This is a genomic window from Mycobacterium sp. JS623 (genome assembly GCF_000328565.1).
In the GTDB taxonomy this organism is placed as follows: domain Bacteria; phylum Actinomycetota; class Actinomycetes; order Mycobacteriales; family Mycobacteriaceae; genus Mycobacterium.
Map to the genome: position 1 here is coordinate 1,710,155 of NC_019966.1, position 26,427 is coordinate 1,736,581.

Genomic DNA, 26,427 nt, shown 5'->3' on the forward strand with positions numbered 1-26,427 from the left:
GCGCGCGACCTAGCTGGCCGGCAGCGCGGCGCGCCATTGCTTACGGGCGCTGCGGGCCTCGAAGGTCTCCAACAGCGCGAGGAATCCGCTCGGATAGATCAGCGACACGATCCACTCCTTACCGTCGCCGTGGCTGACCTGAAATCCCGCACCCATGAACTGCTTGAGCCACTTGATTTTCACTCCGTCCCTTGGGAATTCGAAGGCGGTGATCGACTCGCCGGCCGCCAGGCGCTCCTTGAGATCGGGAATTCCGAGTTCCTTGGCGATCCAGCCGGCGTGGCCGGTGACTCGGCAGCGCAGTGTGGTGTCGGTCAGCTCAAGATCTCCGACCGCGAAGAACGAGTTGGCGCGGCTCTGCAGAAGGTAGGCCTTGGTCTGCGGGGGTGGCGTCGTGGTCACGGTTAGCCCTGTTCCGGTTGGTCGTCGACTTTGAACCCGTACTTGACGTCGCCGCCGTCGACGCTGTTGACGGTGACAGTCACGCCGTAGGTGCTGCCCTGGTCGGTGAGGTGGCAGCGTGTGGTCGCACCGACGTCGCCCTTGAGGTTGTCCGGACAGGTCACGTCGGGAGTCCGGCCGAACTGCTGGGTCAGTTGTTCGCTGATCGATTTGGCGACGTCGTCCTTGTTGACCGTCTCCACGATGTCGAAATTCACCTTGGTGCCGTCGACACTGGTCACCGTCACGTTGACGCCGTAGTTCTGGCCGTCGTCGGTCATCTCGCAGTCGAGGGAGGCACCAACTGTCGCCTTCAGGTCGTCGGGACAGGTGACCGACTGCGGCTTGTGGCCAGACTTCTCGTTCACCTTCTGGCTGATTTGATCGGCGACATCAGCTTTTGCGACCGTGTTCTGGTGGTTGCTGCCAACGGAAAATGAACAGCCGGCCGTGGCCATGCTCGCCGCGGCCACAGCCGCGAGAGCGGTTCGTGCAACCAATCGCGCCATGTCAGGCCCTTTCCTCAAGTGCGAACGACGCATAACGATGACACAGCAACGGCCGATGTTCGACTCAAGTCTGAAGAAATGCTGATTTGCTCGGCGAGTCTGCAATCTTGCTGTGGCGAAACTGGGAAAAACCTTGTCAGGCAACAGGCTTGGTGATCGAAACCACCTCGGCCGTCGGCAGCGAACCCAGTATGTCTGCGGCTGCCAGAAGCTTGGAACCACGGATCCCGCTACCCACGATCACCCGGCTGCGGTCGATCACGTTCACGTCGACAAGAACCGGCCAGTCGCGGGGCAGGCCGACCGGCGTGATCCCGCCGTACTCCATCGCGGTCAACGTCACCGCAGTCTCCATTGGCGCAAATGAAATCTTGCGGGCGCCAAGTTGTTTACGCACGACGCCGTTCACGTCGGCGCGTGTGGTGGCGAGCACGACGCAGGCCGCGTACCACACCCGGTCGGCTCGCCGTGCTTCGACGACAACGCAATTGGCAGAGATGTCCAAGCCGATGTCGTAGTGCTCGCAGAACGCCGCCGTGTCGGCAAGGTCGGGGTCGATCGCGCTGACCCAGAGCCCGTCGCCCAGGTATGGCCGGACCGGTGCGGCGACGAGCTCAGGCGCCTCGCTCGCCGGAACGAAGGTCAGCTCTCCAATGTCCACTGTCACTGCGCGCTGCTCCGTCGGTCGCCGATGAACTCCAGCAGGCGGGGGTCGTCGGAGGTGAACCGGTCGACCTCCTCGCCACCGTCGCAGCGCAACAGGCCGATCGTGACGCTGTCGCGGGTGCGCATGATGACCTCCCACACCGCACCGGCGTCCTGCCAGCGCTGCAGTTCTGCAATCCGATCGATGTGCATCTCTCTACGATTGCATCCTATGAGTGCGGGCCCGGTAGGGCTGGTCACCGCCGCCCGCGATAGGGACGGCAGCCACGTCGCCGTTCTGGCCCGGCTCTTCTCGTAGGCTCCAGCTGTGGGTGCAGCTGTGGCGGTCAGTGTTGCCGCGGTGTTCGTCTGGCTCGGCATGGTGGTGGCGATCTCGTTCATCGAGACGCCGTTGAAATTCCGCGCGCGCGGCGTGACGTTACAGATCGGTCTTGGCATCGGCCGCTTGGTTTTTCGTGCGCTCAACGTCTGCGAACTCGGGTTGGCCGCCGTTATCGTGGTCTGCTTTGTCATCGCTCCGCCTGCGACCGGCATCGCCGTCGCGGCGGCGGTCGCCGTTGTCGGTCTGCTGGCGCAAGTGCTGGCGGTGCGGCCGCGGCTCACGCGACGATCCGAAGCGGTGCTCGCCGGCGGCGAGGGCCCACGCTCACATGCGCATTGGGTGTACGTCGGGTTGGAAGTCGTCAAGGTGGTCGCGCTGCTCATCGCGGGTGTCTGGCTACTCGCGGCGTGAGACGATCGCCAGATGCGGCTGGGATTGCACGCACTTGGCATCGGCTCGGGGGCGACCCGCGCCGTCATCGACGCAGTGGCGGTTGCCGCGGAACAGTCGGGGTTCGCAACGTTGTGGTCGGGCGAGCATGTCGTCATGGTGGACCGGTCGGCGTCACGCTATCCCTATTCCGACGACGGACAGATCGCGGTGCCCGCAACGGCCGACTGGATCGACCCGCTGATCGGCTTGAGCTTCGCCGCCGCGGCCACCTCGACGATTCGCATTGCGACCGGCGTGCTGCTGTTGCCCGAACACAATCCCGTGCTGATCGCAAAACAGGCCGCCACGCTGGACACCCTCTGCGGCGGCAGGCTCACGCTCGGTGTCGGCATCGGCTGGTCGCGTGAGGAATTCGACGCGCTCGGCGTCCCGTTCGAGCGGCGCGCCGCACGCACCGCCGAATACGTCGAAGCGATGCGCACGCTGTGGCGCGACGACGTCGCCTCGTTCGACGGCGAATTCGTCCACTTTGAATCTGTGCGGGTCAACCCCAAACCCGTTGCCAGCGGCCGTATCCCGATCGTGCTCGGTGGCAACAGCGATACCGCGCTACAGCGGGTGGTCGCGTGGGGCGACGGCTGGTACGGGTTCAATCTCGACGGAGTGGACGAGGTTGCAGAGCGCCTCCAGTTTCTGCGCGAGCTCTGCGTCGAGAGCGGACGCGACCGCGCCGAACTCCAATTGGCGGTCGCACTCCGCGACGTGAGCGTCGACGACGCGCGCACGCTCGCGAGTCTGGGCGTCGACGAGTTGGTTCTCGTCGAGGCCCCGCCCGACCACGCCGTCGCCGCCGCCGAATGGGTTTCGGCACTGGCAGACAAGTGGCGCGTCGGTTAGTCCAACAGTTCGCTGACGTGTGCTCGCGCAGTCCCGGCGGCCTGCTGCTCCCGGGCGTACGCACTTCATCCGTGGTGAAACGCTCCCGCGCAAGCGGCGCCCGTGAAACATCGCCCATCGGCGTCGAACCGCCGTTCGCCAAGCTGAGCGGCACTGGCGAATCAGTATTGGTAACGCGCCAACTCGGTGCCGCCGACCCGCTCGCCGTCGTCGATCGACACCAGTGCGGGCACCAGTTCGCTGGTGATCAAGCCGTGCTGCTCTGTCACGTCGTCGATGATGTCGAAGCTGGCCGCGATCCGGTCCGGGCTGTCGACGACGATCGTGGTGACCGGCACCTGGCGAGTGAGCTGAATCAGCTTGTCGCCGTGGGGTTTATGGTCTCCGTGAAAGCCCCAGATACCGCGCAGCACGGTCGCGCCTCGCGCCGCGTCGGAGTCGAACAGCCGCAGGACGATCGCGCGGTGGATCGGCACGCCGTCGTGAAGCGTCGCCTCCGACGTGGAGACCATCAACTTCTGCCACAGTGCCCGGCCGGTGTCGTCGGTCGCGGGCAGCGCTGCTGGACGGGCCATCACTTGGCCGTCGCGTTTGCACAATTGCACCCGTTCCAGCGTGAGCAGCGGTTGCCGCAGCATCGTTTCGAGTTCGGGGATCGCCGCAGTGGCCTGGTCTGCGGTGCCAATCGCGATGATCATGATTGGAATGTCGACATTGCGGCTGAAGAAGCGCGCGCGTCGCCGTTGTCCGTGTTTGGTGCCGTCGACGCCGAGAAACACTGAGGCCCCGGCGAATCCGTGCCGATGCAGGGCATCGCAGACGGCATGGGACGCGGGTCGGCCCGACACCCGGTCCTGACGTCCGATGTAGAGGGTGAGCTTGACGATGTCCGACGACGGTGCGGCCTCCGACCCGACGAGCATTCGTGCGCGCTCCAGGGTCACCAGCCCTCGCGTCGTCGCGGCCACGGCATGGTCGGCGAGCGAAGCGATCTTGTCGGCGCAGTCGACTGCGGCGATTGCAATCGGCGAATCCTCCGACGAACTCAACGACTGGTCACTGCGCAATACATGATGCGGACCGAAACTGGCGATGCCGCGCAGCACCACGCTGGTGGCCACCGCGCTCTCCTCGTAGAGATCGAGCAGCGCGTCGGCGAGGAAGCGGTCGCCGCTGCGCAGACGTTCGGCGAAGTAGGTGGTCAGCTTGAGGTACTCGTCGCTCATAGCCGACCGCCGATCCACAGGCCCAGCCATGCCGCGGCCAGACCGAACACCAGGCTCAGCGCGATATTGGCGACGGCCGGTCGTATCTGGCGTTCCTCGCCGAGCCGCTGCGTCTCCAGCATCCACGTCGAAAACGTGGTGTAGGAGCCGACGAACGCCGTGCCCGCCAGCAGCGCGAGATGCGGGCTCAATGCGAGACCGGACAGGAAGCCGAGCAGCAGCGCACCGCTGATGTTGACCGCGAACGTGCCATAAGGGAATGACCCGTTGACGCGGCCCGACACGGTGCGGTCAACAAGGAAGCGCAGCACCGCGCCGACGCCGCCGATCATCACGACGCCCGCCCAGACGGCGACCGTCATGCGCGGACCCGGGCGCGGCGAACCAGGGCGGTTGCGAGATAGAGAGCGAGCAACCCGACCACGATGCTCACGGCGGTGTAACCGATGGCAAGACCGTAGTGGCGTTGCTCGAGCATCCTGACGATCTCGACCTGCATCGTCGAGAACGTGGTCAGGCCGCCACACACCCCGGTACCGAGCAGAGGGCGCCGATAGCTCGACACGGGCAACCGTTCGAGCAGCCGGGTGGTGAAGTAGCCCAACAGGAATGCGCCGACGATGTTCACGATGAAGGTCGGCCAGGGCCAGTGTCCGGGTTCGGGCGCCGCGACGGTCGCAAGGGCCGCGCGCGCGAGCGTGCCGAGCGCGCCACCGACGAAGACCGCGGCCAGCTCGCGACCGTCGAAACTGAACATGAGCCAAAGTATCGCCGTCGAGCTTTCGCTCCGGCCAAAGACGCGATACTTGTAGGGGCAGAATCGGGGCTATGGCTGCGAATCCACGTGCCGGCACCCCGGCACAACCCGAAGACCTCATCGATGTGGCTCAGGTCGTGACGGCCTATTACACCGTCGAACCGGACCCGGACAACGTGGATCAGCAGGTGGTGTTCGGAACGTCGGGGCACCGCGGCTCGAGTCTGGATGCGGCCTTCAACGAGGCGCACATCGTCGCGACGACCCAGGCGATCGTCGAGTATCGGGCGGCGCAGGGCACCACGGGGCCGCTGTTCATCGGCCGCGACACGCATGCGTTGTCGGAGCCGGCATGGGCTTCGGCGCTCGAGGTCCTGGCCGCCAATGACGTTGTCGCGATGATAGATTCGGCCGATCGCTATACCCCGACGCCCGCGGTCAGCCACGCGATCCTGACGTTCAACCGCGACCGCGACGGTGATCTGGCCGACGGCATCGTGGTAACGCCGTCGCACAACCCGCCGCGCGACGGCGGGTTCAAGTACAACCCGCCAAACGGCGGTCCCGCCGACACCGACGCCACCGGCGTCATCGCCAAGCGGGCCAACGAGATTCTGCGCGACGGGCTCAAGGGTGTGAAGCGGGTGCCGCTGGCCAGTGCGCTGCAGTCCGCGCAACGGCACGACTATATGGACGCCTACGTGGCGGACCTGCCGAACGTCGTGGACCTGCATGCCATCAGCGCCGAGGGGATCCGTATCGGCGCCGACCCGCTGGGCGGGGCGAGTGTCGACTACTGGGGTGCCATCGCGGAGCGCCACAACCTGCAGTTGACGGTGGTCAACCCCTTGGTCGACGCCACCTGGCGATTCATGACGCTCGACACCGACGGCAAGATCCGGATGGATTGCAGCTCGCCGAACGCGATGGCGTCGCTGATCGCCAATCGCGACAAATATCAGATCGCCACTGGCAATGACGCCGATTCCGACCGGCATGGGATTGTCACACCCGACGGCGGACTGCTCAACCCGAATCACTATCTAGCGGTGGCGATTGACTACCTGTACTCGAACCGGCCGGAGTGGCCGGCTTCGACGGCGGTGGGTAAGACGGCGGTCAGCTCGTCGATCATTGACCGGGTTGTCGCCGGGTTGGGCCGCAAGCTGCTGGAGGTTCCGGTTGGGTTCAAGTGGTTCGTCGACGGATTGATCGGCGGCACAATCGGTTTCGGCGGTGAGGAGAGTGCTGGCGCGTCGTTCCTGCGTCGTGACGGGTCGACGTGGACGACGGACAAGGACGGCATCATTCTCGCGCTGCTGGCCTCGGAGATCTTGGCGGTGACGGGGCAGACGCCGTCGCAGCGGTATGCGGAGTTGGCCGAAAAGTACGGTGCGCCAACGTATGCCCGCATCGATGCGCCCGCAAACCGTGAGCAGAAGGCGCGACTGGCCAAGCTCTCGCCCGAGCAGGTGACCGCAACGGAGTTGGCGGGCGAGCAGATCACGGCGAAGCTGACGACCGCGCCGGGCAATGGCGCGGCGCTGGGCGGCCTGAAGGTGACGACCGAGAACGCGTGGTTCGCGGCCCGGCCGTCGGGCACCGAGGACGTCTACAAGATCTACGCGGAGTCGTTCAAGGGCCCTGAGCACCTCGCAGAGGTCCAGCAAGCGGCCAAGGACGTGGTGAATACAGTCATAGCGTGAGTTCTGTCGCGGAGGGCGAGTGTCCGGCTGACCCCAAGCCGAAGCTGCCGCGCGAAGTCTGGGTTCTGATCACCGCAAACGTAGTGGTCGCCCTCGGCTACGGCGTGGTCTCGCCGGTGCTGCCCCAGTACGCTCGCAACTTCGGCGTGAGCATCAGCGCCGCCACGTTCGTCATCACTGCGTTCTCCCTGATGCGGCTGGTGTCCGCACCGGCAAGCGGGCTCTTCGTGCAGAAGATCGGGGAGCGGCGGGTCTACGTCAGCGGACTGCTGATCGTCGCGCTGTCGACGGGCGCGTGCGCATTCGCGCAGACGTATTGGCAGTTGTTGTTGTTCCGCTCGCTCGGCGGGTTTGGGTCCGCGATGTTCACCGTGTCCTCGCTGGGGCTGATGATCAGGATCTCGCCGCCCGACGCCCGCGGCCGTGTCGCCGGTTTGTTCTCGAGCTCATTCCTGATCGGGTCCGTCGGCGGCCCGGTGCTGGGCAGCTTGACGGCAGGACTGGGCCTGTCGGCGCCGTTCGCGATCTATGGCGTGGCGCTGATGATCGCGGCGGCCGTCGTGTTCATCAACCTCAGGCATTCGGCGGTGGCGGCGCCGGCGACGGATACCGAAGATCCGGTGACGCTGCGAATTGCGTTGCGCAACAAGGCGTATTGGGCGGCGCTGTTCTCGAACTTCGCGACGGGCTGGTCGGTGTTCGGCTTGCGTATTGCCTTGGTGCCCTTGTTCGTTACTGAACTGCTGCATCGTGGGCCGCGGGTCTCGGGGCTGGCGTTGGCGACGTTCGCGGTCGGCAACGTCGCCGCCGTAATTCCAAGTGGCTATCTGTCGGATCGCATTGGGCGACGCACACTGCTGATCGTGGGGTTGTCGGTGTCAGGGGTGGCGACGATGGCGGTGGGCCTAGCGTCATCGCTGACGTTGTTCTTGGCCGGTGCGCTGGTGGCCGGCGCTGCCGCGGGCATGTTCACCTCGCCGCAGCAGGCCGCCGTCGCCGACATCATCGGTAGCAAGGCCCGCGGCGGCACGGCCGTCGCGACGTACCAGATGATGGCCGACGCCGGCGCGATCGTCGGCTCGCTCGCGGTCGGCGAGATCGCGCAGCATGTCAGCTTCGGTGCGGCGTTCGTGATCAGCGGCGGAATTCTGCTAGCCGCAGCGGTCGGCTGGGTGTTGGCTCCCGAGACCCGCGTGCGCCCGGGCGAGCACACGCCGGCGCGCGCGCTGGGCCCCGAGGCTGGTGGCGAACTGCCCTGACCTGCGATTTTGAGCGGGAACCGCAGGTGGTGTAACTTCGATGGGCACAACTTCACGGGGCTATGGCGCAGCTGGTAGCGCACCACACTGGCAGTGTGGGGGTCAGGGGTTCGAGTCCCCTTAGCTCCACCAAAGAGACGACCATCGAACCCTTGACGGTCGAATGGGTTCGCATATTCAGGACGTCCTGACGTCCCGGTTTGGCATCATCACCGACGGTGGCCGTCGCCAGGATCTCGAAGATGTCTGTCCGTTCGGCGGTGTGGACGACTGTGCCACCGTCTTCTACATCGAGCAGGATTCGTTCGAACCAGGCTTGGTTGAAGTCGCGCCGGATCGACTCAGGTGCGGTCTCGTAGGCAATGCCGCAGCGGCCGACGAGGTCGAGGGCTTTGTCGATGGTGGCCACGTGGTCGACAGTGGTTGCTTCAAGTGATGCCCGTTGGTGTTCGAGTTGGCCGAGACGGTTGGCGAGTGCGGTTTGTTTGTCACGGGCGATGTCTCGCGGCACGGCTCCGTCCATAGCGAGATCGGCCCATTTAAGGCGTTCGCGTTTGATGTCATCGATGCGGCGCTGCACGAGCGTCTGCTCCCGGTCGGAATGAACAGTGAAGGCGGCCAGGTCTTCTGCCAGGCTGGCACGGATCGTCGCAAGCGTTGACGCCGGCATCTGAGTCTTGCGCCAAAGGCTGACAATGGCAGCGTCGACGCGGTTCTCGGCCATATATGGAAGACCGCAACCGTTCTTGGCATTGTGCCGACCGCCGCAGAACCAATAGGCATACTTCGTGCCCTGTTTCCCGGTCGAGATGGCGTACATCAGCTTTGACTCGCAGCGCGCGCAGTGCAGGGCTCCTGCTAGGTGATGGCGTCGACGATAGGACCGCTCGCCAGATTGGCGGTGCGCGGCCAATACGTGCTGAACCTGCTCGAATGTGGCGACCTCGATGAGCGGCTGATGGATGCCGGGGTACTCGATGCCTTGCCAGGTGACGTAACCGAGGTAGTACCGGTTGCGGAGAACCTTGTAGAGCTTGTTCGTCGGGAGCGGCCGCACGGGTCGTTTTGCTGTTGGCCGCTGCGACAGCCCGCGGGCGTCAAGCGCAGCAGCGAGTCCCGACAGCGTCCAGTCTCCGGTGGCGTACTGGTCGAATGCCCAGACGATGTGGGGCGCACGCTCAGCGTCGACACGGACGGTTCGGACTTCGCGTCCATCGACCGTTTCGCGAACGTTGAGATAGCCGATCGGCGCGATCGTTGGTGTGCCGCCGTTCAGTGCCTTCTGTTTGGCGCCTTTCATGACTTCGTTCGCGAGATTCCGGCTGTAGAACTCGGCAATGCTCGACATGATGCCGTGCATGAGGACGCCGCTCGGCGTGGCGTCGATGTTCTCGGTGACGCTGACGAGCGTGCTACCGGCCGCTTGTATCGCGAGGTTGATCTGCACGTCATCGGCTCGGTTGCGCGCGAGCCTGTCGATCTTGTGGACGATCACATAGGTGGTCGGGTGTTCGGCAAGGTAGGTAAGCATTCTCTGCAGTTCCGGGCGGTCTGCCGACTTGGCGGACTCACCGGCGTCGACGAATTCTCGTTCGACGGCCGCGCCGAGCTCCTGTGCTTTGCGTTCACATGCCTGTCGCTGTGCGGGGATTGAGAACCCCTCTGCCTCATTGCCGCGTGTGGCTTGTTCCTTGGTGCTGACCCTGAGGTAGATCACGGCGGTTGTCACGGGTTCTCCATTCGGGACGGTCCTTGTGGGGATTGATATATACCTGTGTCTTGGGTGAAAAGCGGTCAGGGGCTGCCCGTTTGAAGAACTTGACGGCTACTCCTGACGGCTACAACACCAAGTACGTGACAACACCAAGTACGTGCGTCAACAATTTGATTGGATTAAAAGTCATGCGTCAGCATCCTTCGCGTCGGATGCTTGTTTGACGGCTACTTCTGACGGCAACAACGCCGAGCACCTGCGCCTGTGTCCGTGCTCGTAGGTGTGTGATTACAGAGGTGAGGGAGCTGCGCTCACCGAGCGAAAATCTCCTCTTAAGCAGGGTGTCCGGGGTTCGATCCCCCGCTGGCCCTCCAGATTGAAATGATGCATTGATGACAACAGATTCGGCCATTGACGGCTGATTCTGACGGCTACGGCCGCTGTCATCAGCAGACACGAGCAGCGCTCGACCCACGCGGTCGAGCGCTGTTTGTTGGGCGCCGACGTCGCCGTGCTGATACAGCTGTTGGGTCGTAGTGATGTGGGCGTGGCCGAGGATCAGCTGGGCGTCGCGGGTGGGAACACCGAAGTTCTTGAGCAGCGTGGCCGCGGTGTGGCGCAGATGGTGCAGCTTGATGCGACGCAGTCCCGCCTGCTCACGTAGTCGCTGGAACACGCGCACGAAGTTGCGCGGCCACAGCGGCGTGCCTTCATCGCTGAGAAAGACAAGATCGGACTCGGTGGCGATGTCCGCGCTTGCGGCCTGATGCTGGCGCAAGGCATCGCGAACGGGCGCGAGCAGTGGCAAGTCGCGCTTGCCGGCGTTGGTCTTCACCGGCCCGAGGTAAATCTGGCCGCGGACTTGCTGGAGTTGCTGGCGGATGTGCAGTTGGTGTTGGTCCCAGTCGATATCGCTCCACCGCAAGCCGAGCACTTCGCCACGGCGCATGCCGTAGAGGGTCAAGAGTAAGAACGCCGCATACAACCGTTCGCGCCGGGCGGCAGCCAGGAACCGTCCCGCTTCGGCCACCGTCCACGGTGTGATGTCGTTGCGCTCCCAGCGTGGCAGTGACGCCAGGCGAGCGACGTTCCTCGGGATGAGGTCTTCACGCATGGCCCGCGTCAGGGCCGCGCTCAGCACTTTTCGAGCTGAGCGGACGGTGTGCACTGAATGGCCGTTCGCGAGCTGTTGGTTCAAGATCTGCTGGAGTGTGGTGACGGAAAGTTGCGTCAGTGACTGCGCGCCGAGCCACGGCTTGAGGTGGACACGGATGACGGATTCATAGCCTTCGAGGGTTTTCGGACGCAGAGTTATTGGCGTGACCTCGCGCATCCAATAGTCGAGATATTGGGCGATGGTCCACGACCGATCAGCCGCGGGTATACCCCGTTCGGCCGCGGCCATTTGGGCAGTAAGCTTCGCTTTCGCGTCGTGCGACGACGTGCCATAGACCCGAATTCGACGACGTTTGCCGCTCGCGGTTGGTAGGTAGGCAGCGCCTTCCCAACGTCCATCCTTCCGGCGATAGACTGTGCCCTCACCAGTTGCCCGTCGTCCCGTCATGCCGCGCCTCCGGTTTCGCTCAAAATCGAAACAAATCGCTCGAGTTCGGCTTGCGGCACTAGCCGGCGCCGACCAATGGTGACGGTGGTCAGGCGTTGCTGTTGAATCAGTCGGTAGAAGCTCCATCGGCTAATGCGGAGTTGTGCGCAGGCTTCCGGCACGGTGAGAAGGTTGCTCTCACTGCCTACCGTTGATGATGCTGCCAAAACCGCGGCGGAAAGTTGCCTCTCAAGCCATTGGTGATCGACCGGCTGGCCGTCAGATAGGCGAAGCGCTGTCTCGCCGAGGACGCGCAACAAGCGACGCGTATGGATATCAATGGCGGTGCTCACGCCGCTAGTCCTTCCTCTTCCACGGGTTTGGAAACTTCGCCTTCATCGTCAGGTTCGGGCTCAAGCTCTGCGGCCAAAGGAAACGGCCGAGGTACGTGCCGAAACCGACCATCGACCAGCCCCGTTTGTCGCAGTCGCACCGCGATCGCTTGCTCACTAACCTCAAACAGTTGCGCAAGCTCGCTGGGATCTTGGATGCCGTTGCCCCAGGCTTGCTTTAAGAGTCGGCGTGGTACGAGGAGGCACCCGGCGAAGTAGTCAGCGGCTTGCTCCGCTTGAGCGACCGCGGTGATCCTTCGCGTCCCGCGGTACAGGATTGTCTGCCGTCCGTGGTCGATGATGTGTTTGAATTCGTGCGCCAGTGTGAACCTGCGGCGGGCCTGAGAGTCGGTCCGCGACAACTGAATCACCCATACCTGGTGATGTTTGTCCCAGAAGGTGGCGCCGGAGACCAGGCGGCCGGTGTAACCAACAGTCAGCTTCGGCAACTCGCTGATCAGTTCGGTGGGTACGGGACCAGTGACGATGCCATGGAGTTCGATCAGCTTGTTGGCCTGGAGTTCCGCAACGCGTAGTGCATCGGCGAAACTCACTTGAGCATGCACCGGGATGACGGCTCGGAGCTGCGCGAGCACACTCGTTGAGTACGATTGATCTTCTTGGTGCATGGCGGTCTCCTTTCGTCCCAATTGGGAGGGCGTTAATTGTTGTGCTACATCGCTATTCGTCTTCTCCGTCGACCGGGCCTTCGTTCTGGTTAAAGCTGATGCCGTACTTACGGGCGACAGCGTTGAAGTGGGCTTCAATCTCTTGTCTTGCGTCGGCTGGCAGCGCCCGGTATTTCGTGCGGAGATAGGGCCGCATAGTCGGCAATTCCTTTGGTGGCACCCAACCGACGGTGGCAAAGAGGTCACTAGCTGGAATGCCGAGCACCTCGCCGATGACCTGCAAGCTTTCGGGCCGCGGGTTGGCGATCTGCCCCTGCTCGATGCGCCAGACGGTCCCGACATCGACACCGGCGCGGCGCGCAACTTCGGCGGTACTCAGACCAGCCTCCGCCCGCTTTGATGCAAGGAGATTGATGAGGTGAACTGTCTGCTCTGGCGTCATTTCGGTTGTCTCCCTTATTATTTCCACTCATTTTCAATTGTACGCCTGGTCTTTGAATTCGTTCAATGTCGATTGTCAATTTCACAACACGAAAGTTGTTGTGTAGGAGAGGATTTCCTACGTCGGCGATGGGCGAGCAGGCAGTCGCTATGTTGTGGCATCGGCTAGGATCGGCCGTCAAACAGCCACACGCCGCCGTCTGGCGACGGGACGACGTGAATATCCCCACCGAATACGAGATCTCGCCCGAGTTGGTCAGTATCGAAGCGAAGGTACGAACGCAGCGACTCTGGCAGGCGGTCAAGTTCGTGGTTGTAACCCAAGTCATCAATAAGCTGTTCGGCATAGGCAATAACTGAGTCGTAATGGCCCAGATATGCCTCCGTGAAGTCGTCGAACCGCTCCGACGCACCTTCGCTGACGTATACCCAGGCGGCAAAGGCATCGCCATGCTCGTGGATGCCCTGAGCGATCCGCGCCACCCGGTCGATCGAGTCGTATTCGCCGATCCGGCAGACACCGAAGTCGTCGTAGTCGTGGATGGCGAATTCCTCAGCATCGGGCTGCCGAGACTGAGCCAACATGGCGTTGATGTCGGCATAGATGTCGGCCGGATCGCGCGCGGCGTCCATCCACTGTCCGTGCAAGACGCCGTTGTTGTAGTCGCTGAGGCTGGCGACATAGATCCGTGGAGTTGGTCGGGGCTCAGTCTCGTGACCGCCCTGCAGCTCTGGGCTCGCGGAGGGTTCCTCGCCCGAATTGGTCTGTGGTTGTTTCTCATTCATCATCACCTCCTTTCACCTGAGTTGATCGAGTCATTTGGTTTATGAGGGGCCGGTCGGGAAATGGAGAGCGCATAGCACTCGATCCACTTCCCGCCGGCCCTGCACCAGAGGCGCTGACCGACAGGTCAGCTCTCCGCGCCTTCGCCTCCTTTCTGGCCCCGGCGGACTGGCCGGGCCGGTGCTTGATCGCCGCTGGCGAACAAGGTGGCGATAGCTGCCTGGCGGGCAGCGGCTTCACGCTCAATCTCGGCGCGTGCCGCGTCCGCCCTGCCGCGGAGTTCCGGATCGTCCTTCGCTCGAGCGATGTGCTCGGCGATGGCGACCTGGATCTCATCGGTGATAGTGCCCTTGCCCGGGCGCAGTCCAGCGATGAAGCTGAGCTGTGCATGGACGTCGGGGTTGAGCCGGATACCAAGGGTTTTGAAGCCCGTGGCCGACTCGTCCGCAATGGACATTGCGACCTCCTCGGTGCTGTGCGGCCGGTAAACGCGTTGTGCGCTTACGGGAACGACCGCATGACACCGACGAGGGCTGACCATCATGCAGCCCGCTTGTCGGTTGATCGCGCGTTCGCAATCCGGGTTCTCGCCATAGCGGCGAACTCAGGACTGATCTCAATTCCGAGCCAGTCGCGCGCGAGTGCTTCCGCTGCGACGGCCGCCGTGCCGCTGCCGATGAATGGATCGAGGACCAATCCCGGCTCGCTGGGCGCGTCGCAGTCGCAAGTCGCCGCCAGCGCTGCCCGCATGGCAGTTCCGCCGATGGCGCGGATGACCCGTCGCCGCCACTGCAGCCGACAGACGCTGCAGCGGGCTTCCGGACATCCGGCCTCGATCGTCCGAGTCGCCAGAGTAAGCGGAAACGTGGCGTGGTGGGCGCCGCGGAAGCTGCTGGTGGCCAGTGTCCAGACGTCGCCAGGGTTCTTGCCCAGCGGATGGCCCACTCTGCCTCTGGCTTTGATGGCGTCAAGGCCAGTGGCGGTGTCGCTATTGGGTCCGCGCCAACCTTCGACTGGTCGGCGGACCGTGTACGGCCGCGTGATCCGTGATCGGTGCGGCACGCGTATGGCGTCGAGGTCAAAGAAGTAGCGCGGCGCTTTGGTGAGAAGGTAAACGAACTCGTAGGTGCAGCTGAGCCGGTCCGTCACACTGATCGGCATCGGGTTCGGCTTGGCCCAGACGATCTTGTTGCGCACGATCCAGCCGGATGCTTGTAGCCGTAGTGCCAGCCGCTCGGGTGCCATGAGCAGGCTCTTGCGCGGTGCGCCCTGTGAGGGGTGCGTCGCATAGGTGTCACCAAGGTTGAGCCAGAAGCTGCCCGTCGGTACCAGGACGCGGTGAATCTCGTCAGAAACGGCGGCCAGTTTGTCGAGCCAGTCGTCGACGCTGCCCTCCAAACCGATCTGGCCGTCGGCGGCGTAGTCGCGCAGGCGGAAGTATGGCGGGCTGGTGAGGACCATGTCGATGGAGGCGTCCGGTACTTCACGAAGGCGTTCGAGCGCGTCGCCGACGAGCAGCTCGCGGCGAGGGATGGGGGTTGTGGTTGTTCGGGGTTCGGTCATAGATCACCTCCTTTCTGCAGCAAGGCATTCAGTTGATTGGGCGCGACGATGCGGAACAGGGCGGCAGGCAGAGTGCGGTCACGCTCAATTGCCTTGTGAAGGTCGAGCCGCCGCCGCTCGGCCGTTCGCGGATCAGGGTGCGTCATACTCCAGACGACGAGCGGAAATCCGCCCTGCTCCTGCTCGATTCCGGTCCGTCGATAGGTCTCGTAGTCGCGGCATTTCTTGATGAGCGTGGGAATACTTTCGGTGCCGAGATCGATCTCGACGAACCATGGATGCACCAACTCGCTGTCGGTTGCGGTAGCGGTTTCGACGTACAGGTCGGCCTTCAGGATTTGGCGTGCGGCCCCGATGCCGGTGAATCGGCGCCACGATGCCGGCTCGACGGCGCATGCCACGAGTTCGAGCTGACCGTACCGGTCGGCCTCGATGAGCGACACGTGACTGTCCGCGATTGCCAGGCGATGGCTGACGAACCGCGCTGAGGGCCCGTAGACGCGTCGTGTGCGTCCCCCATGCAGCAGTTGGTTGCCGACGTCATCGAGGTAGTGCACCAGGCCTGCCGAACCGGCTCTCACACCGCCGACCCGTCGCTTCAGTGTGCCCAGGAGGCGGTGGTCGCGGAGACGAGCCATCGTTCGCCGAGCGATGCGAGAGCCGGAAACCGGCGCATGGTTGGCGAAGTGGAGCACTTCCACTTGCCGGACGGTGAGGAATTGGTGTTCATCGACCGAACGGAGAATGGCGAAGTCACGCTCATTGAGCCAGTTCGCCAGCTCGGCGATGTCGAGAGTTTTCATGCGTTGCATGCGACGCGGCTTGGCGGTTGTGGTGCCTGTATGGGCACCATCATTCGGAGCCATTAGGTCGTGGTTTAACGAGGTCAGAGGTGGTTTGTTAGTGGACGTGAACGGGTGTGGGATCGGGCGACCGGTAGGGCTGGCATCAGTGGTGTGGTTGTGTTCTTCCCTTTTCATGTCTGTCTCCGTCGCCGTTTCGGCACACCGACGTCATCTGCGCCGTCGGCAGTGCTTGCGCCACTGAGGAGCTCAGCGAAGCCAGCCTCAATTTCGTTGAGCGGCTGGCCGTAGCGTTCGCGGCTCAGTCGGCGAATCTCCTCGGGGTCGCTGGTGATCGGTGGTGGTGGATTCGTCACGCCTGAAGCCCACGGCTGGACGGCGTTGTCGCGGACGAGGCTGGCGTAGACGTGATGCGCCGGGAGCGTCGTGAAGTCCTCAACGCTCAAGACGGACTGCCCGGCCACCATTTCCTTGGCGTCACCAGGACGGAGCTGGAACCCGATGCGTGAGCGGGCGTTGTTGCGGAAGGCGTCCAGCATGGCCGGCGGCAGCTGCTTCTCGTACTGGTGCGCCACGTGAAAGGCCGCGCCAAGGCTACGGGCCGTGGCTAAGGCGTCGCCCAAATCAGTTGGCAGCCGCAAATAGTCCTGCACCTCGTCGATGTAGACCATGACCGGTGTGCGCGTAGCTTCCGGCGTTCCGGCCCGTTCGCGAATGGCTTGCCAGAGTTCCGCCACGACGAGGGCACCGAGTAACTGTGCACTTTCGGGGCCAATGACACCCTTCTGGAGTGGCACGAGCAAGACTTTGTTCTCGTTCAAAACCTGGCGGATGTTGAACTTGGGCGAACGCTGCGCCAGCACTGCACGCAGCTGCTTGGAGAGCAGCGGCCGCAGCTTGTTACTCAATGGCGCAACGATGTTCGCGACCGCCTCCGGGGAGAGGCTGTCGAACCACTGCCAGAACGGTCCAGCGGCGAACGGATCGTCGCGCATTGCCCGCTGGGTCAGCGAGCGGCGAAAGCCGGGATTCGTCAGTATTAGCGGAATCATCGTCAGCGAGGCATCATCGCGCCGTACCAGAACATCAAGACAATTGCGCAGGATATCTGCAGACCGTGGGCCAAGGCTGTCACCGTAGATCGCTCTGAAGGTGCCAAACAGACTGTCGGCGACGACTTCCGGCGGACGGCCGTGGCGATGACTGCTGTCGAGCGGGTTGATGCCGACCGGCGCTTCATCGAACGGATCGAGCACGACGATGTCTTGCTTGCGGTGTTCCGGTATGCGTTGCAGCAGGTCACGGATCAGGTCTTTCGGCTCGATGACGACCACCGGCCGATTGGCTTCCATATCCTGGACGTTTAGGTTGAGTAGCAGCGTCGACTTGCCGACGCCGTTAGGACCAATGACCCACGTGTGGCGGAGCGCGTCCGTCACGTTGTAGGCAATAGTGCCCTGTGCCCCAGGCGCATTGGCCGTTGCGACCACCCGCTCACCCGTTTGCGCAGCCGTGCTGGGCAGAACTGGCTTTGGATGCTTCGGCGGTTGCCCGGGAAACGGCTCATCGCGATCGGAGAGCGGCCAGCCGGTCAGCCGAGCGACCTCGACGACGTTGAGCGGTTGCGACGGCATAAACATCGACCATGACGAACGCGGTGTGTTGAGGCGTTCGGCCTTCTCGCTCTTTAGTTTGAGGTGCACGCCGGGCGCTTCGACCGTGCCGATGGCGGCCGCAAGGCCGAGCAGCAGTGTGCGGCGACGCTCGGCTGTCGTGGCGTGGACGCCGATCCGCACCGCGGCCTGAAAGCCATGTTGGCCGAGCTTCTCGATCAGAGCTTGCCTGCCATCTGGCCGATTTTCGGGCAGAACGCCGTGCAGCACTTTGGATATCACCGGTTGGCCGTCTCGGCTGGGCGTTGGTGGGCCGAGCCGCGGTTGCCGGCGTGGCCCGAGCACTACTTGGATAGCCAGCCGCTCCCCGCGCCCCACGGCCATGAGTGCATGCAGAATCGAGCGACCGGACGCGACAGGGTCAGACGGTTCGAGCGGCCGGTTGGTGGTTGTGAGCTGCAGGCGGCGGGCCGTGCTCATCTGTTCGCGATCAGCGGCCTCGAAACTGGTGACGATCGCGCCGTCAACGAGCTGCTGCACCGAGTGGCGGACCGGCTGGGCGTGCCGCAGTGGGCTCCCGACCAGATACTCAACACCGGTGACGTCGGAGCGCGCTTCCAGGATCAGCTGCGGCGCGTGTTTCAACGCGGCCCAATAGCGCAGCAAGCCGAAAGCGGCAGCTTCCGAAAACGGTTGCGGCCAAAAGAACTGCTGCCACACCAGCGAATCGGCGGTGAGGGGGAGGTCGAGTTGATCAGTCATGGCCGACCTCCTCGTCGAATGGTTTGACCGACGCTGCGCTATGCCGCTCGGACGGTGTGACGTCGTTCTTGGCTGCTGCTACCCGCGCCTCTGCCTCAGCTTCGGCCTCGCGCAGCGCCATAGCGATGACCGCCCGGCTCAGCTTCCGGAGGTCAGGCGACTCGCGCTTAACACTGCGGACGATGATGTGCCGCTCGGCTTTTGGTGCACCGCGCTGGCCGCGGCGATAGTTTGGTCGTCCTGTTTTTGACATAGCTTGCCCCTCTCACAATTGAGTAGATTTGATGAATGACGTTGCCTTTGAATCAATTCAAAGAGTCTGCACTCACTATGCGTTGAATTGATTCAAAGCTCAATAGCACTCGTACATAAATACAACATCGATAGGAACGAATCGCCTCGAGATCGAATTGCCTTGATTCACCATCGATTTCGCAACGTACGAATTACAACGATCCCAACACCCACGACTAAGCCGACGATCGCGAGTGCTCCGACGACAACGATGAGCGCCGGCAAGATGGCATGGAGCAGTTTCACCGCGCAGTAGAGAGCGATGGCTCCGCCCAGAATGCCCCAGCACCACCCGATGAGCCGGTCGATCCAGCGGGGAGGACTGTCCGAGCTCACGATGTGCCATTCCGCAGTTCATGGAGGAGGCCGCCGTCGAATCCGGCTGTGACACAGCCGGTCACGAACCGCCGCTGGTCGAACGGAAAGCGCCTGGCGAACGCCTGGACGTAGGCCTGCCCGGTCAGATCGGCGTGCAACAGCCGCCAGACCAAAGAACCGGGCTGGTGTCCGGCCTTCTCCAGTTCGCCCAGGTGCCACAGCGACAGTTCCAACTCGTCCACCAAGTCGAAGCTCAACCCATGCCGCACGTGGTTGATGTCGTGCCAGAAGCGCAAGGCAAAGTTGACATCCGATTTGGTGTAGATCACCGCGTCGCTGTTCTCGCTCGAGATCGGCAGCGGCGCACCAGTTGTCAAGCTGTGCTTATAGGCCGCAACTAGCGCTGGGTAGGTACTCGGCGCATTCGATCGCAGCACGTAGCCGAAGCCGACCTCATCGGCTGTCGCATGTGCCATCTCCTCGATGAAGTCGCTGAGCTTGGCGGCCGCCTCAGCGATCTGGTCACTCAGACGGCTGGCGTGCAGCGCCCTGGTGGCCGCCAGTACCGACCGATGCATGTCGGTGCTGTGGTGGTTGGGCATTGGTCAAAGCTCCTGTCTCATACGGGTTTTTGGGTGCAGAGGGTTAGGGCATCCACCCGCTAGGTGTCTTGGGTGGTGCCTTGGTGGCTGTTTCTGGAGTTGTCCGGCCCCTAGGTGGGGATCCGGATTGCGCGATGGCTTAGCGAGCGACCACCCCCTGCCGATAGTGGGTCAGGCCGTCGAAGATCGCGTGGGCGACCTCGCCTGGCTGCGACTCCGGCGTGATCTCCGAGATCGCCACCCGCTCGTCGTCCTCCAGCTGACCGGGGGTGAACCCGCCGAGCACGACAACGTGGACGTATCCGGGGAAGTTCGCCAGGCGCTCGAGCTCCTGGTTGGGATAGGGGTCGGTGAGCTCGAAGTCGGATAGCACGACGATGGCCGCGTGGTTGGGCGTCAGCTTGGCCAGGCGCTCCGCGAATGTCAGGGCCGGTAGGAGCGAGCTGGAGACGCCGGTGCGTTCGGCGATGACCATGCCGCGCTTCAACCGCCGGATCCCATTCCCGTCCAAGCACTGCGGGAGCACCAGGCCCAGCGAGGGCTGGTCGAAGGGCAGCAGTGCCACCCGATCCCGCCCGCAGGTGCAAGCCGCCGCTACATGGCGGATCGTGAGCAGTGCTTCGTCGTGTCGCTGGCTGGTCGGGTCGTTGCCACCCGGGCCGCAGACACTGCCGGAGTTGTCGGTGACGACGAAGGTCGTCGTCGCCTTGTCGCCGCACGTCCCGGGATCGCCAAGGGTGATCTGGGACAGATAGTCGTTGACCTCATAAGCAGCAGTGGCCGACCGGTTGCCCAGCCCATCACCGCGATTCCCATTGGCGCGCATAAGCTCTTGCTGCAGCAGCACCTGGTCCAGCACGGCTGCCCGCTGCAGCGACATGGTGGTGTCGTTGGTCGTCATCGCCCGGTCCCGTTTCGCCGCGGGCTACGAGCGGTGACCTTGACGTCTTCGGGCTTCTGGCCGTTCGTCGGCGGCATCCGAGTCGATCGGATCGATGCAGGCAGGCCGTGGCCAACTACATCTGGATTCGCCAGCAAGGCCTGCTGCTTGAGCGCCTCCACCCGCCAGCTGGCAGCGGTGCCGCGCTGGACATGTTCGGTCGTGATCGAGCTGGCTTCCTCGCTGCTACGCGCCTGGTTGCGGATGGTCGCCGCCTCGGCAAGCTTCTGGTGCCGTTTGATGGCTCGCCGGTAGGTGCGGTCGGCGTTCTCGACGATGTCGGCCACGAGATCGGCGTGGTGCCATGAGTTGACAAAGCTAGCCATCGCGATTGCGGCCGCGAGCGCCCCGAACGTGATACCCGAGGCAATGCCCTCGACACTCATCCGCAGGGTTCCCACGCCCAGCGCGATGAGCGCCATGATGCTTGCCGCGATGGCGAAAATGGCGGCGCTGATGCCGCTGTTTGTGATGCCCAGAAATAAGTGTCGGTATGACTCAAGGTCTTTAGGCAAGTGTTCGAGTTGGCGCTGGCGTTCGGTGGCATCGTGGCGGTGCCGCAGGTGAGTCCCGACCAAGCCGGCAGTGATCGTGGCAGTGCCGGCCGCGACGGCCTGAACGCAGGCCAGCGCGGGCAACTCGCCGAGCGCCACAGCGGCCGTCCCGAGGCCAGCGACGTCACCGAACAGCAGCCCGCCCGTCCGCGCCATGTAGCCGATGGACGACGTGCTCTTACGGTGCGTGTAACGGCTCAGCAGCTCCCGCGCCTGCTGGTACTCGGCGCAGGCCTTCTCAACCACCGCCATGTCGTTCGTCGCGACGGTGCGCGCCTGGTCCGCTCCAAACTCACGGCCCTTGGCGTCGACCGCGGAGCTTCGGGCGGCCTTCACACCCGTGGCACGAAACAGATCGGTCTGCTCGTCGCGACGGGCGTCGAACTCCAGTTCCAGATAGGTCGGACCGATGTGACTTGGACGTACCTGAGCCTTGGTCTCCAGGACGGTCGTCAATCGGGGGCTGCTGTCAGGCGGCAGCGGCCTGCCACTGTCCTGCTTGCGACGCGGGATCTGCACCACCGTCAGGCTCCAGCCGCATCGGTGACAGCCACGCACGTTGTCGCGCGGGTCCGCGTGCACACCGCGAGGTGGAACGCCCGCAGCGCCTCGACGTACGGCGTCGGCAACTGCTCGCCGTCCGCCTTGCGCCCGACTCCGATCACCCGCACACGCGCACCCGACAGATCGGGAACGGACACAGTGGTAGCCAGCTGCTCGGCCTGCGCGCTGCTTAACGCTGGATCGCTCAGATCGACCTGGGCGGTCTCGATACCGTCGGTCAGCTCCGAAAGGTCGAGCTGGTAGTGCTGCCCATTGGCGCTCAGTTGGTCCCGGTACTGCTGGGCGGGCTGTAGCTGGCCGACGATATCGGTCTGGCCGCCATCGAGGCGCTCCAGCGCCGACGGCAGCGCCCCGTTGATCGCCGCCATAGTGGTGTCAATGACTTTGGGTGCTTTGCGAAGCCGCGCCGTCTCGGTCGCGCCTTCCAGTTTGAGGTCGCCGTCGTAGACGCCTGCGGTGACGACGCCACCGGCGAACAGTGACAGCCGAAAGTGGCCGCCGCAGATCGCCGTTCGCTCGACCGCCTTGCGGATGACCTCTTGTTGGGCCGGTTCGGCCGTCGAGCCGCGGCGCGTGCCGGACTCGTCACTAGTCACGAGCGCCGCGAGTTTTTGGTCATTCGGCGGACAGGTCGCGAGTACTTGTTGCGCATGGTCCAGCTCGTGCGTTGCACTGTGGCCGCAGCCGGACAACCCGGCAACGACCATCGCGGCACCCATCGCCGCTGCAACAGATTTCATGGTTTTCTCCTTTGGCAGTTGTGGATCGAGCGGGCCTCACCTAGCCAGGCTTCGACGGCGACCGAGGCGGGCACATCCGAGTCGTACTCAGCGTTGAGGGCCTCGCCCTGTCCGAGCACGGCGCAGCGCACGACGAAGTCGCGGTGAACTTTCAGGGGGCGACCGAGCGTCGCGACCGCCTCGTACGCCGAGACGTGGTCGGCGTAGGCCAAACGAGTTGCAAGCGGCGACAAGCCGCCGTACACAGTGACGGCCGTGTAGGCGATTTCGCCGACCGCCATCTCGTCGCGGGTCGTATAGGCGCGGTCGTGCGCCAGACGGATCGCCGAGCGCAGGAGATAACGTGCCGACTCGGCTTCCTCGTCGCCGAATAAGGCGCCCGACGTATCGTGATGGCGGGTGGGAGTGACTGGTATGCCGTGGAGTTCGCTTCTGAGCCGGACGATCTCGGTGCGCAGCTCGCGCAGGTTCGGGGCGGTCTGGCTCAGCTGCTTGGGTCCGATGCCGAGCAGAATCGTGACGTCAGTAGCGGCATCGACGGTGGCGCTCTCGTACTCTCTGAGCGCGGCGTCGACAGTGTGAACCGTCGCCTTGACGTCAATGTCGTCGTCCATGCGCAGGTCTCCTTTCGGTCGAATCGACAGCCGTGGCGGCTTGCTTCGATTCAGCCGGAGATTGCGTTGCGGCGACAGGCCGGTTCAGGGGCCACTTAGAGGCCGGATTCAGCCGCAAAACGGGACGCTATCTGGGGTGGTGCGCTGAGGCTGAATGATGTAATGGGCGCGTGACGACACCCGGCGACGACGCATCCGTTGTTTTGCCGCCACCGACCCTAGCGGAGGTCTGGTTTGAGCTTGAGGAATTGAAGAAGCGTGAAGGCATCACGCCGTCCAAGGTGCGCAAGGCGGGGCCGACATTGCAGCGGTTATGGATCAGTCAGGATGAGTACCGCCGCCGCCGAGGTGTTGGCGTCGATCTGGCCGTCGCAACCGTCGAGGCGCTGAAATGCGTTGTCGCGCAGTACCGCAGTTCGGAAGTAGCACGTGGCGGTTACGAAAGCCAAAACTGGCTCATCCTCTACCACGAGCTCAATCTCGACGGCGACTTCGGTTTTGGACTGACCGAACGTCGACTCGCGGCGCGCGATCGATTGAACGGCATGAGTGAGGCCATGTACGCCAGGAGGTCAAAAGCCACGCTGGAGATGTTTGCGTTCAAGGTCACGACGTTGACGCGCTCCCTCTGTTGGCTCGACGGCGAACTCGAAGCCGTCGAGACGACCAACATCTTGAAGCTGTCGAATGTCGAAAAGATCCATCGGATCAATTTTCTCTTTATGTACGGCAAGGATGCCTACTTCGACAAGTTTGTGACCGCGCACGTCTTGTCGGCGACGATGCCCAACCTCGTGGAAGCGCTGCAGCAGATCGGCGTTCCCGTCACCGACCAACCTGGGGAGATACTGAAAGCCGTCGTCCGGGCGGTCGGGGGGTTGTTTTACGACCAGTATGCGCAACTTTTCGACAGGGAGCTTCTCCACACTGGCGGCCTGATCTTCCCCTGGGACCGGTTGCACCGCTGGATCGCGTTCGATCGCTGGTTGGGCGCCAAGTACTACGTGTCGCTCGCAGCGAGTTCAGACACTTTCTTGCGCGGGTTGACAACTTGGGGGCCACTGCGGGTTTCCGACGATCACGTGAAGCAGCTGCGCATGACCGGAAAACTCTTCTTTGACCTACAAGAAGGCGAACCCACTGACGTTTTCTGGAAAACCCTGGACCGATCACTGGTTATCCTCGCGCAGTTGATGGTGGAGATCGACAACGCAGATATCTGGACGGCAAGCTCTTCTGACGAGGATGCGAAGAAACGCGCGCACATCGAGGTCGGCAACGATGGTTTTGCGATGGATTTGCCTTTCGGACTACTCGCCTTCGTCGCCAAAGCGTTGGGCATCGACATCGACATCGCCGAGTATCTCCGCTCGGTCGAGTCACCTGAGGATTAGAGGAGACATACCAAGTTGGACAAGGGGCGCAAGGCATTTCGACCCCGCGCCCTCTGTCATTGTCGCAGATTTAGCGATCAATCGCACTGGATGATTGTGCTGGCGTTGGTCTGTCCCGGTGAGCAAACGACGCCAGCCTCGCCCGTCACCGACGGCAGCATGCCGCGTTGCCATCGTTGAGTTTGACCGTCGTACCCGCCCTCGCGCGCGCCACCTCATCGACACTTGCTAACTGCAAGAGGGAAGAATTGGGTCTTGGAACTTCTCGATCGGATTACACGCGGCGGGTGCTGGATTCCCGTCGGTGATTAGTACCGGCGCGCCCGCCGAAGCCGCTCCGCCTTGAACTTCGCCCTTCTTAGCGATCCGGACGTCGCTCGGCCCTGCCTGCGCCATCCCACGGTCTGCCGTCCGGATGATCGGCGCTCCGGGCGGAAGCTTGCTGTCGTCTGCGTGCACCGTCGGTGCCAGGCTGAGCGCCACAGCGGCCAGACCGCCGAGTAGGACGGACTTAAATACAGGCGTGGCCATCGGCCATCCCCCTTCTTGCCCTGATAGGGGCAGAAAACGTCGTCAGAATCCCGGTCTAGTGGCCGGTCAGGCCATCGTAAGGGTCATTACGCATGGGCGCAACACACATGGGTTGTTTAGGCACGCGTACATTAAACATGGGAGTAACAAACATGGGTACGTCACGCTCTGGTCGATTTCGCCCGGGCCGTATGTGGTTGGGGTCATGGCGGTTGAGCGGGCCAAGGACGCCCTAAGTGAGACGACGCGTGCGTTCGGCGAACGGGTGCGCGACCGCCGGATGGAACTTGGCCTGAGCCAGGAAGCTGCCGCCGTGCGCTGCGGCATTCACTGGACACAGTTGGGCAAGGTCGAGCGCGGTCAGCGCAGTCTGCGCCTCGAGACCATCTTGAAGATCGCGGCCGGACTGGACATTGATGCGGGACAGCTCATTTCAGGCCTACCGGTACCATCCGAATAGTCGGGGCGTCACGGCAATTCGTTGAGTAGCTCCTTCACGGCCTCAATCAGTAGCCAGGTTGTCTCGCTGCTGATGTCCCAACCGTTGCGGCCACCGTCGCCGAGGTAGACCCACGTCAATGGCGAGCCGGTCCTGCCGTGGAGGACGACGCTAAGCATGACGCCGACGGCCTGTTCGCCGCCAGGCAGATCGATACGCGCGTCAGTCGTGCCGATCGCATTCAACCCTTGTGGGGGTATGAGCGCGATGCCCGGCACCAGCACGCTGCGCGATACGTGGCGTCGACTGGCATCGTCATCGTCCTGGTCGTGTTCGCCGATGCACCAGAATGGGCACAGCTCGAGGCGTCCGCCATCGTTTTGGTCTTCATTCGTCATTGGTTCGCCTTCCGCAGGCCAAGATCTCCCGTGTGCCGCGAATCTGCAGCTCAGGGATGGTTAATGCCCTTCAGGACGGGCGATGCTATCCGGGACGTGACCCTAAGACAAGGCAGGACAGGCTGGGCTTGATTGCAGTGCAAGGGATTTCGTGACGAACTGTGTGAACGTCAAGCGCGCTGAATCGTGGCGCGGATCCGCGCTCTACGTCGCTTCGACTCAAAGCCTTTGCCTATGGAGCAAACACGGAGCTCGGAAGGCATCAGCTTTGCAGGCAAACTTCCTCTGCAGCGGGTCAAGGTTTCGCCGAGCGACTGGGCGATGCGGCAGTAGCGACAATATGCAGTACAAACGCTCAGTTACGCGCACGAAAATTTTTGCTGACACGCGGTAACTACATCGACGCAATCTGGTGGCAAACGGTGGGCCGCCATGCTATGCATAGTCTGCCTCGCCACCAGCGACCCTTCTATCGGTCGGCTGCTCTACTGGTGGGGCTGAAGGGAAACCATGGCAAAGCACCGCACCTCCACTTCGTCACGTCGAGCGAAGGGCCGCCACCGTCGTAAGAGGCCGATCGACAGCTATAGCGCGGTTAGCGTCTGGCTCGGCGCGGGGG

Annotated in this window: 31 protein-coding genes, 1 tRNA gene and 1 pseudogene; 9 read left to right on the forward strand and 24 right to left on the reverse strand. The window is 63.3% G+C overall.

Features of this window, described 5'->3' with window-relative positions:
* Window positions 1-9: 9 nt before the first annotated feature.
* From MYCSM_RS08295 to MYCSM_RS08310, 4 genes are all read right to left on the reverse strand, one after another.
* Window positions 10-402, reverse strand: coding sequence for a hypothetical protein (locus tag MYCSM_RS08295; protein ID WP_015305700.1), 393 nt, complete (start codon window positions 400-402; stop codon window positions 10-12).
* A gap of 2 nt (window positions 403-404) precedes the next feature.
* Complete coding sequence (locus tag MYCSM_RS08300; RefSeq protein ID WP_015305701.1) at window positions 405-950, reverse strand: DUF4333 domain-containing protein; 546 nt, start codon at window positions 948-950, stop codon at window positions 405-407.
* Window positions 951-1,086: 136 nt separating this feature from the next.
* The gene (locus MYCSM_RS08305) at window positions 1,087-1,617 is read right to left on the reverse strand and encodes a YbaK/EbsC family protein (protein ID WP_015305702.1); all 531 of its coding nucleotides are present in this window, start codon (window positions 1,615-1,617) and stop codon (window positions 1,087-1,089) included.
* Window positions 1,614-1,808 carry a hypothetical protein gene (locus tag MYCSM_RS08310; protein WP_015305703.1) on the reverse strand — a complete coding sequence of 65 codons (195 nt, stop codon included), beginning with the start codon at window positions 1,806-1,808 and terminating at the stop codon, window positions 1,614-1,616. Before MYCSM_RS08310 ends, MYCSM_RS08305 begins: the two co-directional genes overlap by 4 nt.
* A 115-nt stretch (window positions 1,809-1,923) precedes the next feature.
* On the opposite strand from MYCSM_RS08310, the gene MYCSM_RS08315 reads away from it, so the two are divergent.
* Window positions 1,924-2,349: a hypothetical protein gene (locus MYCSM_RS08315; RefSeq protein WP_015305704.1), complete on the forward strand. Its 426-nt coding sequence runs from the start codon at window positions 1,924-1,926 to the stop codon at window positions 2,347-2,349.
* Window positions 2,350-2,361: 12 nt separating this feature from the next.
* Window positions 2,362-3,228, forward strand: a complete 867-nt coding sequence (locus MYCSM_RS08320) for an LLM class F420-dependent oxidoreductase (RefSeq protein WP_015305705.1) — start codon at window positions 2,362-2,364, stop codon at window positions 3,226-3,228.
* Window positions 3,229-3,389: 161 nt separating this feature from the next.
* On the opposite strand, the gene MYCSM_RS08325 is transcribed toward MYCSM_RS08320, so the two are convergent.
* Genes MYCSM_RS08325 through crcB (MYCSM_RS08335) form a run of 3 tightly spaced genes read right to left on the reverse strand, consistent with a single transcriptional unit; the run spans window position 3,390 to window position 5,211 of the window.
* Window positions 3,390-4,454, reverse strand: coding sequence for a DUF190 domain-containing protein (locus tag MYCSM_RS08325; RefSeq protein ID WP_015305706.1), 1,065 nt, complete (start codon window positions 4,452-4,454; stop codon window positions 3,390-3,392).
* Window positions 4,451-4,816, reverse strand: a complete 366-nt coding sequence (crcB, locus tag MYCSM_RS08330) for a fluoride efflux transporter CrcB (protein WP_015305707.1) — start codon at window positions 4,814-4,816, stop codon at window positions 4,451-4,453. Before crcB (MYCSM_RS08330) ends, MYCSM_RS08325 begins: the two co-directional genes overlap by 4 nt.
* Window positions 4,813-5,211 carry a fluoride efflux transporter CrcB gene (crcB, locus tag MYCSM_RS08335; RefSeq protein WP_015305708.1) on the reverse strand — a complete coding sequence of 133 codons (399 nt, stop codon included), beginning with the start codon at window positions 5,209-5,211 and terminating at the stop codon, window positions 4,813-4,815. Before crcB (MYCSM_RS08335) ends, crcB (MYCSM_RS08330) begins: the two co-directional genes overlap by 4 nt.
* Window positions 5,212-5,282: 71 nt before the next feature.
* On the opposite strand from crcB (MYCSM_RS08335), the gene pgm reads away from it, so the two are divergent.
* From pgm to MYCSM_RS08360, 5 genes are all read left to right on the forward strand, one after another.
* Window positions 5,283-6,917 carry a phosphoglucomutase (alpha-D-glucose-1,6-bisphosphate-dependent) gene (gene pgm / locus MYCSM_RS08340; RefSeq protein WP_015305709.1) on the forward strand — a complete coding sequence of 545 codons (1,635 nt, stop codon included), beginning with the start codon at window positions 5,283-5,285 and terminating at the stop codon, window positions 6,915-6,917.
* Window positions 6,914-8,176: an MFS transporter gene (locus MYCSM_RS08345; protein ID WP_015305710.1), complete on the forward strand. Its 1,263-nt coding sequence runs from the start codon at window positions 6,914-6,916 to the stop codon at window positions 8,174-8,176. Before pgm ends, MYCSM_RS08345 begins: the two co-directional genes overlap by 4 nt.
* Before the next feature lie 56 nt (window positions 8,177-8,232).
* Window positions 8,233-8,308, forward strand: a tRNA-Ala gene (locus tag MYCSM_RS08350).
* A gap of 31 nt (window positions 8,309-8,339) precedes the next feature.
* Window positions 8,340-8,612: a hypothetical protein gene (locus MYCSM_RS08355; RefSeq protein WP_041311558.1), complete on the forward strand. Its 273-nt coding sequence runs from the start codon at window positions 8,340-8,342 to the stop codon at window positions 8,610-8,612.
* A 6-nt stretch (window positions 8,613-8,618) separates the two neighbouring features.
* On the forward strand, window positions 8,619-8,837 hold the full coding sequence (locus MYCSM_RS08360) for a hypothetical protein (RefSeq protein WP_157681295.1): 219 nt from the start codon (window positions 8,619-8,621) through the stop codon (window positions 8,835-8,837).
* Window positions 8,838-8,870: 33 nt separating this feature from the next.
* Here the strand turns inward: MYCSM_RS08360 and MYCSM_RS39015 are convergent.
* The 16 genes and pseudogenes from MYCSM_RS39015 to MYCSM_RS08445 all read right to left on the reverse strand — a co-directional run.
* Window positions 8,871-9,905 (reverse strand): annotated as a pseudogene (locus MYCSM_RS39015) (recombinase family protein); the annotation flags it as partial.
* Between the two features lie 178 nt (window positions 9,906-10,083).
* The gene (locus tag MYCSM_RS08370; protein ID WP_015305711.1) at window positions 10,084-11,454 is read right to left on the reverse strand and encodes a tyrosine-type recombinase/integrase; all 1,371 of its coding nucleotides are present in this window, start codon (window positions 11,452-11,454) and stop codon (window positions 10,084-10,086) included.
* The gene (locus MYCSM_RS39020) at window positions 11,451-11,786 is read right to left on the reverse strand and encodes a helix-turn-helix domain-containing protein (RefSeq protein ID WP_015305712.1); all 336 of its coding nucleotides are present in this window, start codon (window positions 11,784-11,786) and stop codon (window positions 11,451-11,453) included. Before MYCSM_RS39020 ends, MYCSM_RS08370 begins: the two co-directional genes overlap by 4 nt.
* A complete protein-coding gene (locus MYCSM_RS08380; RefSeq protein WP_015305713.1) occupies window positions 11,783-12,454 on the reverse strand; it encodes an ImmA/IrrE family metallo-endopeptidase in 672 nt (223 codons plus the stop codon). The genes MYCSM_RS39020 and MYCSM_RS08380 overlap by 4 nt, the downstream gene beginning before the upstream one ends.
* Before the next feature lie 52 nt (window positions 12,455-12,506).
* Complete coding sequence (locus MYCSM_RS08385) at window positions 12,507-12,896, reverse strand: helix-turn-helix domain-containing protein (protein WP_015305714.1); 390 nt, start codon at window positions 12,894-12,896, stop codon at window positions 12,507-12,509.
* A gap of 164 nt (window positions 12,897-13,060) precedes the next feature.
* Entirely contained in the window at window positions 13,061-13,684 is a 624-nt protein-coding gene (locus MYCSM_RS08390; protein ID WP_335337507.1) for an antirestriction protein ArdA, read from the reverse strand.
* 122 nt (window positions 13,685-13,806) lie between these two features.
* Complete coding sequence (locus MYCSM_RS08395) at window positions 13,807-14,136, reverse strand: hypothetical protein (protein ID WP_015305716.1); 330 nt, start codon at window positions 14,134-14,136, stop codon at window positions 13,807-13,809.
* An 83-nt stretch (window positions 14,137-14,219) separates the two neighbouring features.
* Window positions 14,220-15,242 carry a DNA-methyltransferase gene (locus tag MYCSM_RS08400; protein ID WP_015305717.1) on the reverse strand — a complete coding sequence of 341 codons (1,023 nt, stop codon included), beginning with the start codon at window positions 15,240-15,242 and terminating at the stop codon, window positions 14,220-14,222.
* Window positions 15,239-16,045 (reverse strand): replication-relaxation family protein, encoded by an 807-nt coding sequence (locus MYCSM_RS08405; protein ID WP_232425743.1) that lies wholly within the window; start codon window positions 16,043-16,045, stop codon window positions 15,239-15,241. The genes MYCSM_RS08400 and MYCSM_RS08405 overlap by 4 nt, the downstream gene beginning before the upstream one ends.
* A gap of 173 nt (window positions 16,046-16,218) precedes the next feature.
* A complete protein-coding gene (locus MYCSM_RS08410; protein ID WP_015305719.1) occupies window positions 16,219-18,420 on the reverse strand; it encodes a type IV secretory system conjugative DNA transfer family protein in 2,202 nt (733 codons plus the stop codon).
* Window positions 18,413-18,673, reverse strand: coding sequence for a hypothetical protein (locus MYCSM_RS08415; protein ID WP_015305720.1), 261 nt, complete (start codon window positions 18,671-18,673; stop codon window positions 18,413-18,415). The genes MYCSM_RS08410 and MYCSM_RS08415 overlap by 8 nt, the downstream gene beginning before the upstream one ends.
* A 373-nt stretch (window positions 18,674-19,046) precedes the next feature.
* Entirely contained in the window at window positions 19,047-19,634 is a 588-nt protein-coding gene (locus MYCSM_RS08425) for a hypothetical protein (RefSeq protein WP_015305722.1), read from the reverse strand.
* A 139-nt stretch (window positions 19,635-19,773) separates the two neighbouring features.
* Window positions 19,774-20,535 carry a hypothetical protein gene (locus MYCSM_RS08430; RefSeq protein ID WP_015305723.1) on the reverse strand — a complete coding sequence of 254 codons (762 nt, stop codon included), beginning with the start codon at window positions 20,533-20,535 and terminating at the stop codon, window positions 19,774-19,776.
* Entirely contained in the window at window positions 20,532-21,647 is a 1,116-nt protein-coding gene (locus MYCSM_RS08435; RefSeq protein ID WP_157681296.1) for a hypothetical protein, read from the reverse strand. The genes MYCSM_RS08430 and MYCSM_RS08435 overlap by 4 nt, the downstream gene beginning before the upstream one ends.
* A 5-nt stretch (window positions 21,648-21,652) precedes the next feature.
* Window positions 21,653-22,432, reverse strand: coding sequence for a hypothetical protein (locus MYCSM_RS08440; RefSeq protein WP_015305725.1), 780 nt, complete (start codon window positions 22,430-22,432; stop codon window positions 21,653-21,655).
* On the reverse strand, window positions 22,429-23,046 hold the full coding sequence (locus MYCSM_RS08445; RefSeq protein WP_015305726.1) for a hypothetical protein: 618 nt from the start codon (window positions 23,044-23,046) through the stop codon (window positions 22,429-22,431). The genes MYCSM_RS08440 and MYCSM_RS08445 overlap by 4 nt, the downstream gene beginning before the upstream one ends.
* A gap of 170 nt (window positions 23,047-23,216) precedes the next feature.
* Between MYCSM_RS08445 and MYCSM_RS08450 the strand changes: the two genes are divergently transcribed.
* Window positions 23,217-24,440: a hypothetical protein gene (locus MYCSM_RS08450; RefSeq protein ID WP_015305727.1), complete on the forward strand. Its 1,224-nt coding sequence runs from the start codon at window positions 23,217-23,219 to the stop codon at window positions 24,438-24,440.
* A 736-nt stretch (window positions 24,441-25,176) separates the two neighbouring features.
* Window positions 25,177-25,431: a helix-turn-helix domain-containing protein gene (locus MYCSM_RS08455; protein ID WP_041311576.1), complete on the forward strand. Its 255-nt coding sequence runs from the start codon at window positions 25,177-25,179 to the stop codon at window positions 25,429-25,431.
* 8 nt (window positions 25,432-25,439) lie between these two features.
* On the opposite strand, the gene MYCSM_RS08460 is transcribed toward MYCSM_RS08455, so the two are convergent.
* A complete protein-coding gene (locus MYCSM_RS08460) occupies window positions 25,440-25,808 on the reverse strand; it encodes a hypothetical protein (protein WP_015305730.1) in 369 nt (122 codons plus the stop codon).
* Between the last annotated feature and the right edge of the window lie 619 nt (window positions 25,809-26,427).

Coding starts and splice junctions, on each gene's coding strand:
- MYCSM_RS08395 (WP_015305716.1), bottom strand. CDS start 14,136: ATGTCCATTGCGGACGAGTCGGCCACGGGCTTCAAAACCCTTGGTATC.
- MYCSM_RS08300 (WP_015305701.1), bottom strand. CDS start 950: ATGGCGCGATTGGTTGCACGAACCGCTCTCGCGGCTGTGGCCGCGGCG.
- MYCSM_RS08460 (WP_015305730.1), bottom strand. CDS start 25,808: ATGACGAATGAAGACCAAAACGATGGCGGACGCCTCGAGCTGTGCCCA.
- MYCSM_RS08325 (WP_015305706.1), bottom strand. CDS start 4,454: ATGAGCGACGAGTACCTCAAGCTGACCACCTACTTCGCCGAACGTCTG.
- MYCSM_RS08405 (WP_232425743.1), bottom strand. CDS start 16,045: ATGAAAACTCTCGACATCGCCGAGCTGGCGAACTGGCTCAATGAGCGT.
- MYCSM_RS08410 (WP_015305719.1), bottom strand. CDS start 18,420: ATGACTGATCAACTCGACCTCCCCCTCACCGCCGATTCGCTGGTGTGG.
- MYCSM_RS08430 (WP_015305723.1), bottom strand. CDS start 20,535: ATGACGACCAACGACACCACCATGTCGCTGCAGCGGGCAGCCGTGCTG.
- MYCSM_RS08455 (WP_041311576.1), top strand. CDS start 25,177: ATGGCGGTTGAGCGGGCCAAGGACGCCCTAAGTGAGACGACGCGTGCG.
- MYCSM_RS08380 (WP_015305713.1), bottom strand. CDS start 12,454: ATGCACCAAGAAGATCAATCGTACTCAACGAGTGTGCTCGCGCAGCTC.
- MYCSM_RS08445 (WP_015305726.1), bottom strand. CDS start 23,046: ATGGACGACGACATTGACGTCAAGGCGACGGTTCACACTGTCGACGCC.
- MYCSM_RS08400 (WP_015305717.1), bottom strand. CDS start 15,242: ATGACCGAACCCCGAACAACCACAACCCCCATCCCTCGCCGCGAGCTG.
- MYCSM_RS08385 (WP_015305714.1), bottom strand. CDS start 12,896: ATGACGCCAGAGCAGACAGTTCACCTCATCAATCTCCTTGCATCAAAG.
- MYCSM_RS08320 (WP_015305705.1), top strand. CDS start 2,362: ATGCGGCTGGGATTGCACGCACTTGGCATCGGCTCGGGGGCGACCCGC.
- MYCSM_RS08440 (WP_015305725.1), bottom strand. CDS start 22,432: ATGAAATCTGTTGCAGCGGCGATGGGTGCCGCGATGGTCGTTGCCGGG.
- crcB (WP_015305707.1), bottom strand. CDS start 4,816: ATGACGGTCGCCGTCTGGGCGGGCGTCGTGATGATCGGCGGCGTCGGC.
- MYCSM_RS08390 (WP_335337507.1), bottom strand. CDS start 13,684: ATGATGAATGAGAAACAACCACAGACCAATTCGGGCGAGGAACCCTCC.
- MYCSM_RS08415 (WP_015305720.1), bottom strand. CDS start 18,673: ATGTCAAAAACAGGACGACCAAACTATCGCCGCGGCCAGCGCGGTGCA.
- crcB (WP_015305708.1), bottom strand. CDS start 5,211: ATGTTCAGTTTCGACGGTCGCGAGCTGGCCGCGGTCTTCGTCGGTGGC.
- MYCSM_RS08310 (WP_015305703.1), bottom strand. CDS start 1,808: ATGCACATCGATCGGATTGCAGAACTGCAGCGCTGGCAGGACGCCGGT.
- pgm (WP_015305709.1), top strand. CDS start 5,283: ATGGCTGCGAATCCACGTGCCGGCACCCCGGCACAACCCGAAGACCTC.
- MYCSM_RS08355 (WP_041311558.1), top strand. CDS start 8,340: ATGGGTTCGCATATTCAGGACGTCCTGACGTCCCGGTTTGGCATCATC.
- MYCSM_RS08425 (WP_015305722.1), bottom strand. CDS start 19,634: ATGCCCAACCACCACAGCACCGACATGCATCGGTCGGTACTGGCGGCC.
- MYCSM_RS08370 (WP_015305711.1), bottom strand. CDS start 11,454: ATGACGGGACGACGGGCAACTGGTGAGGGCACAGTCTATCGCCGGAAG.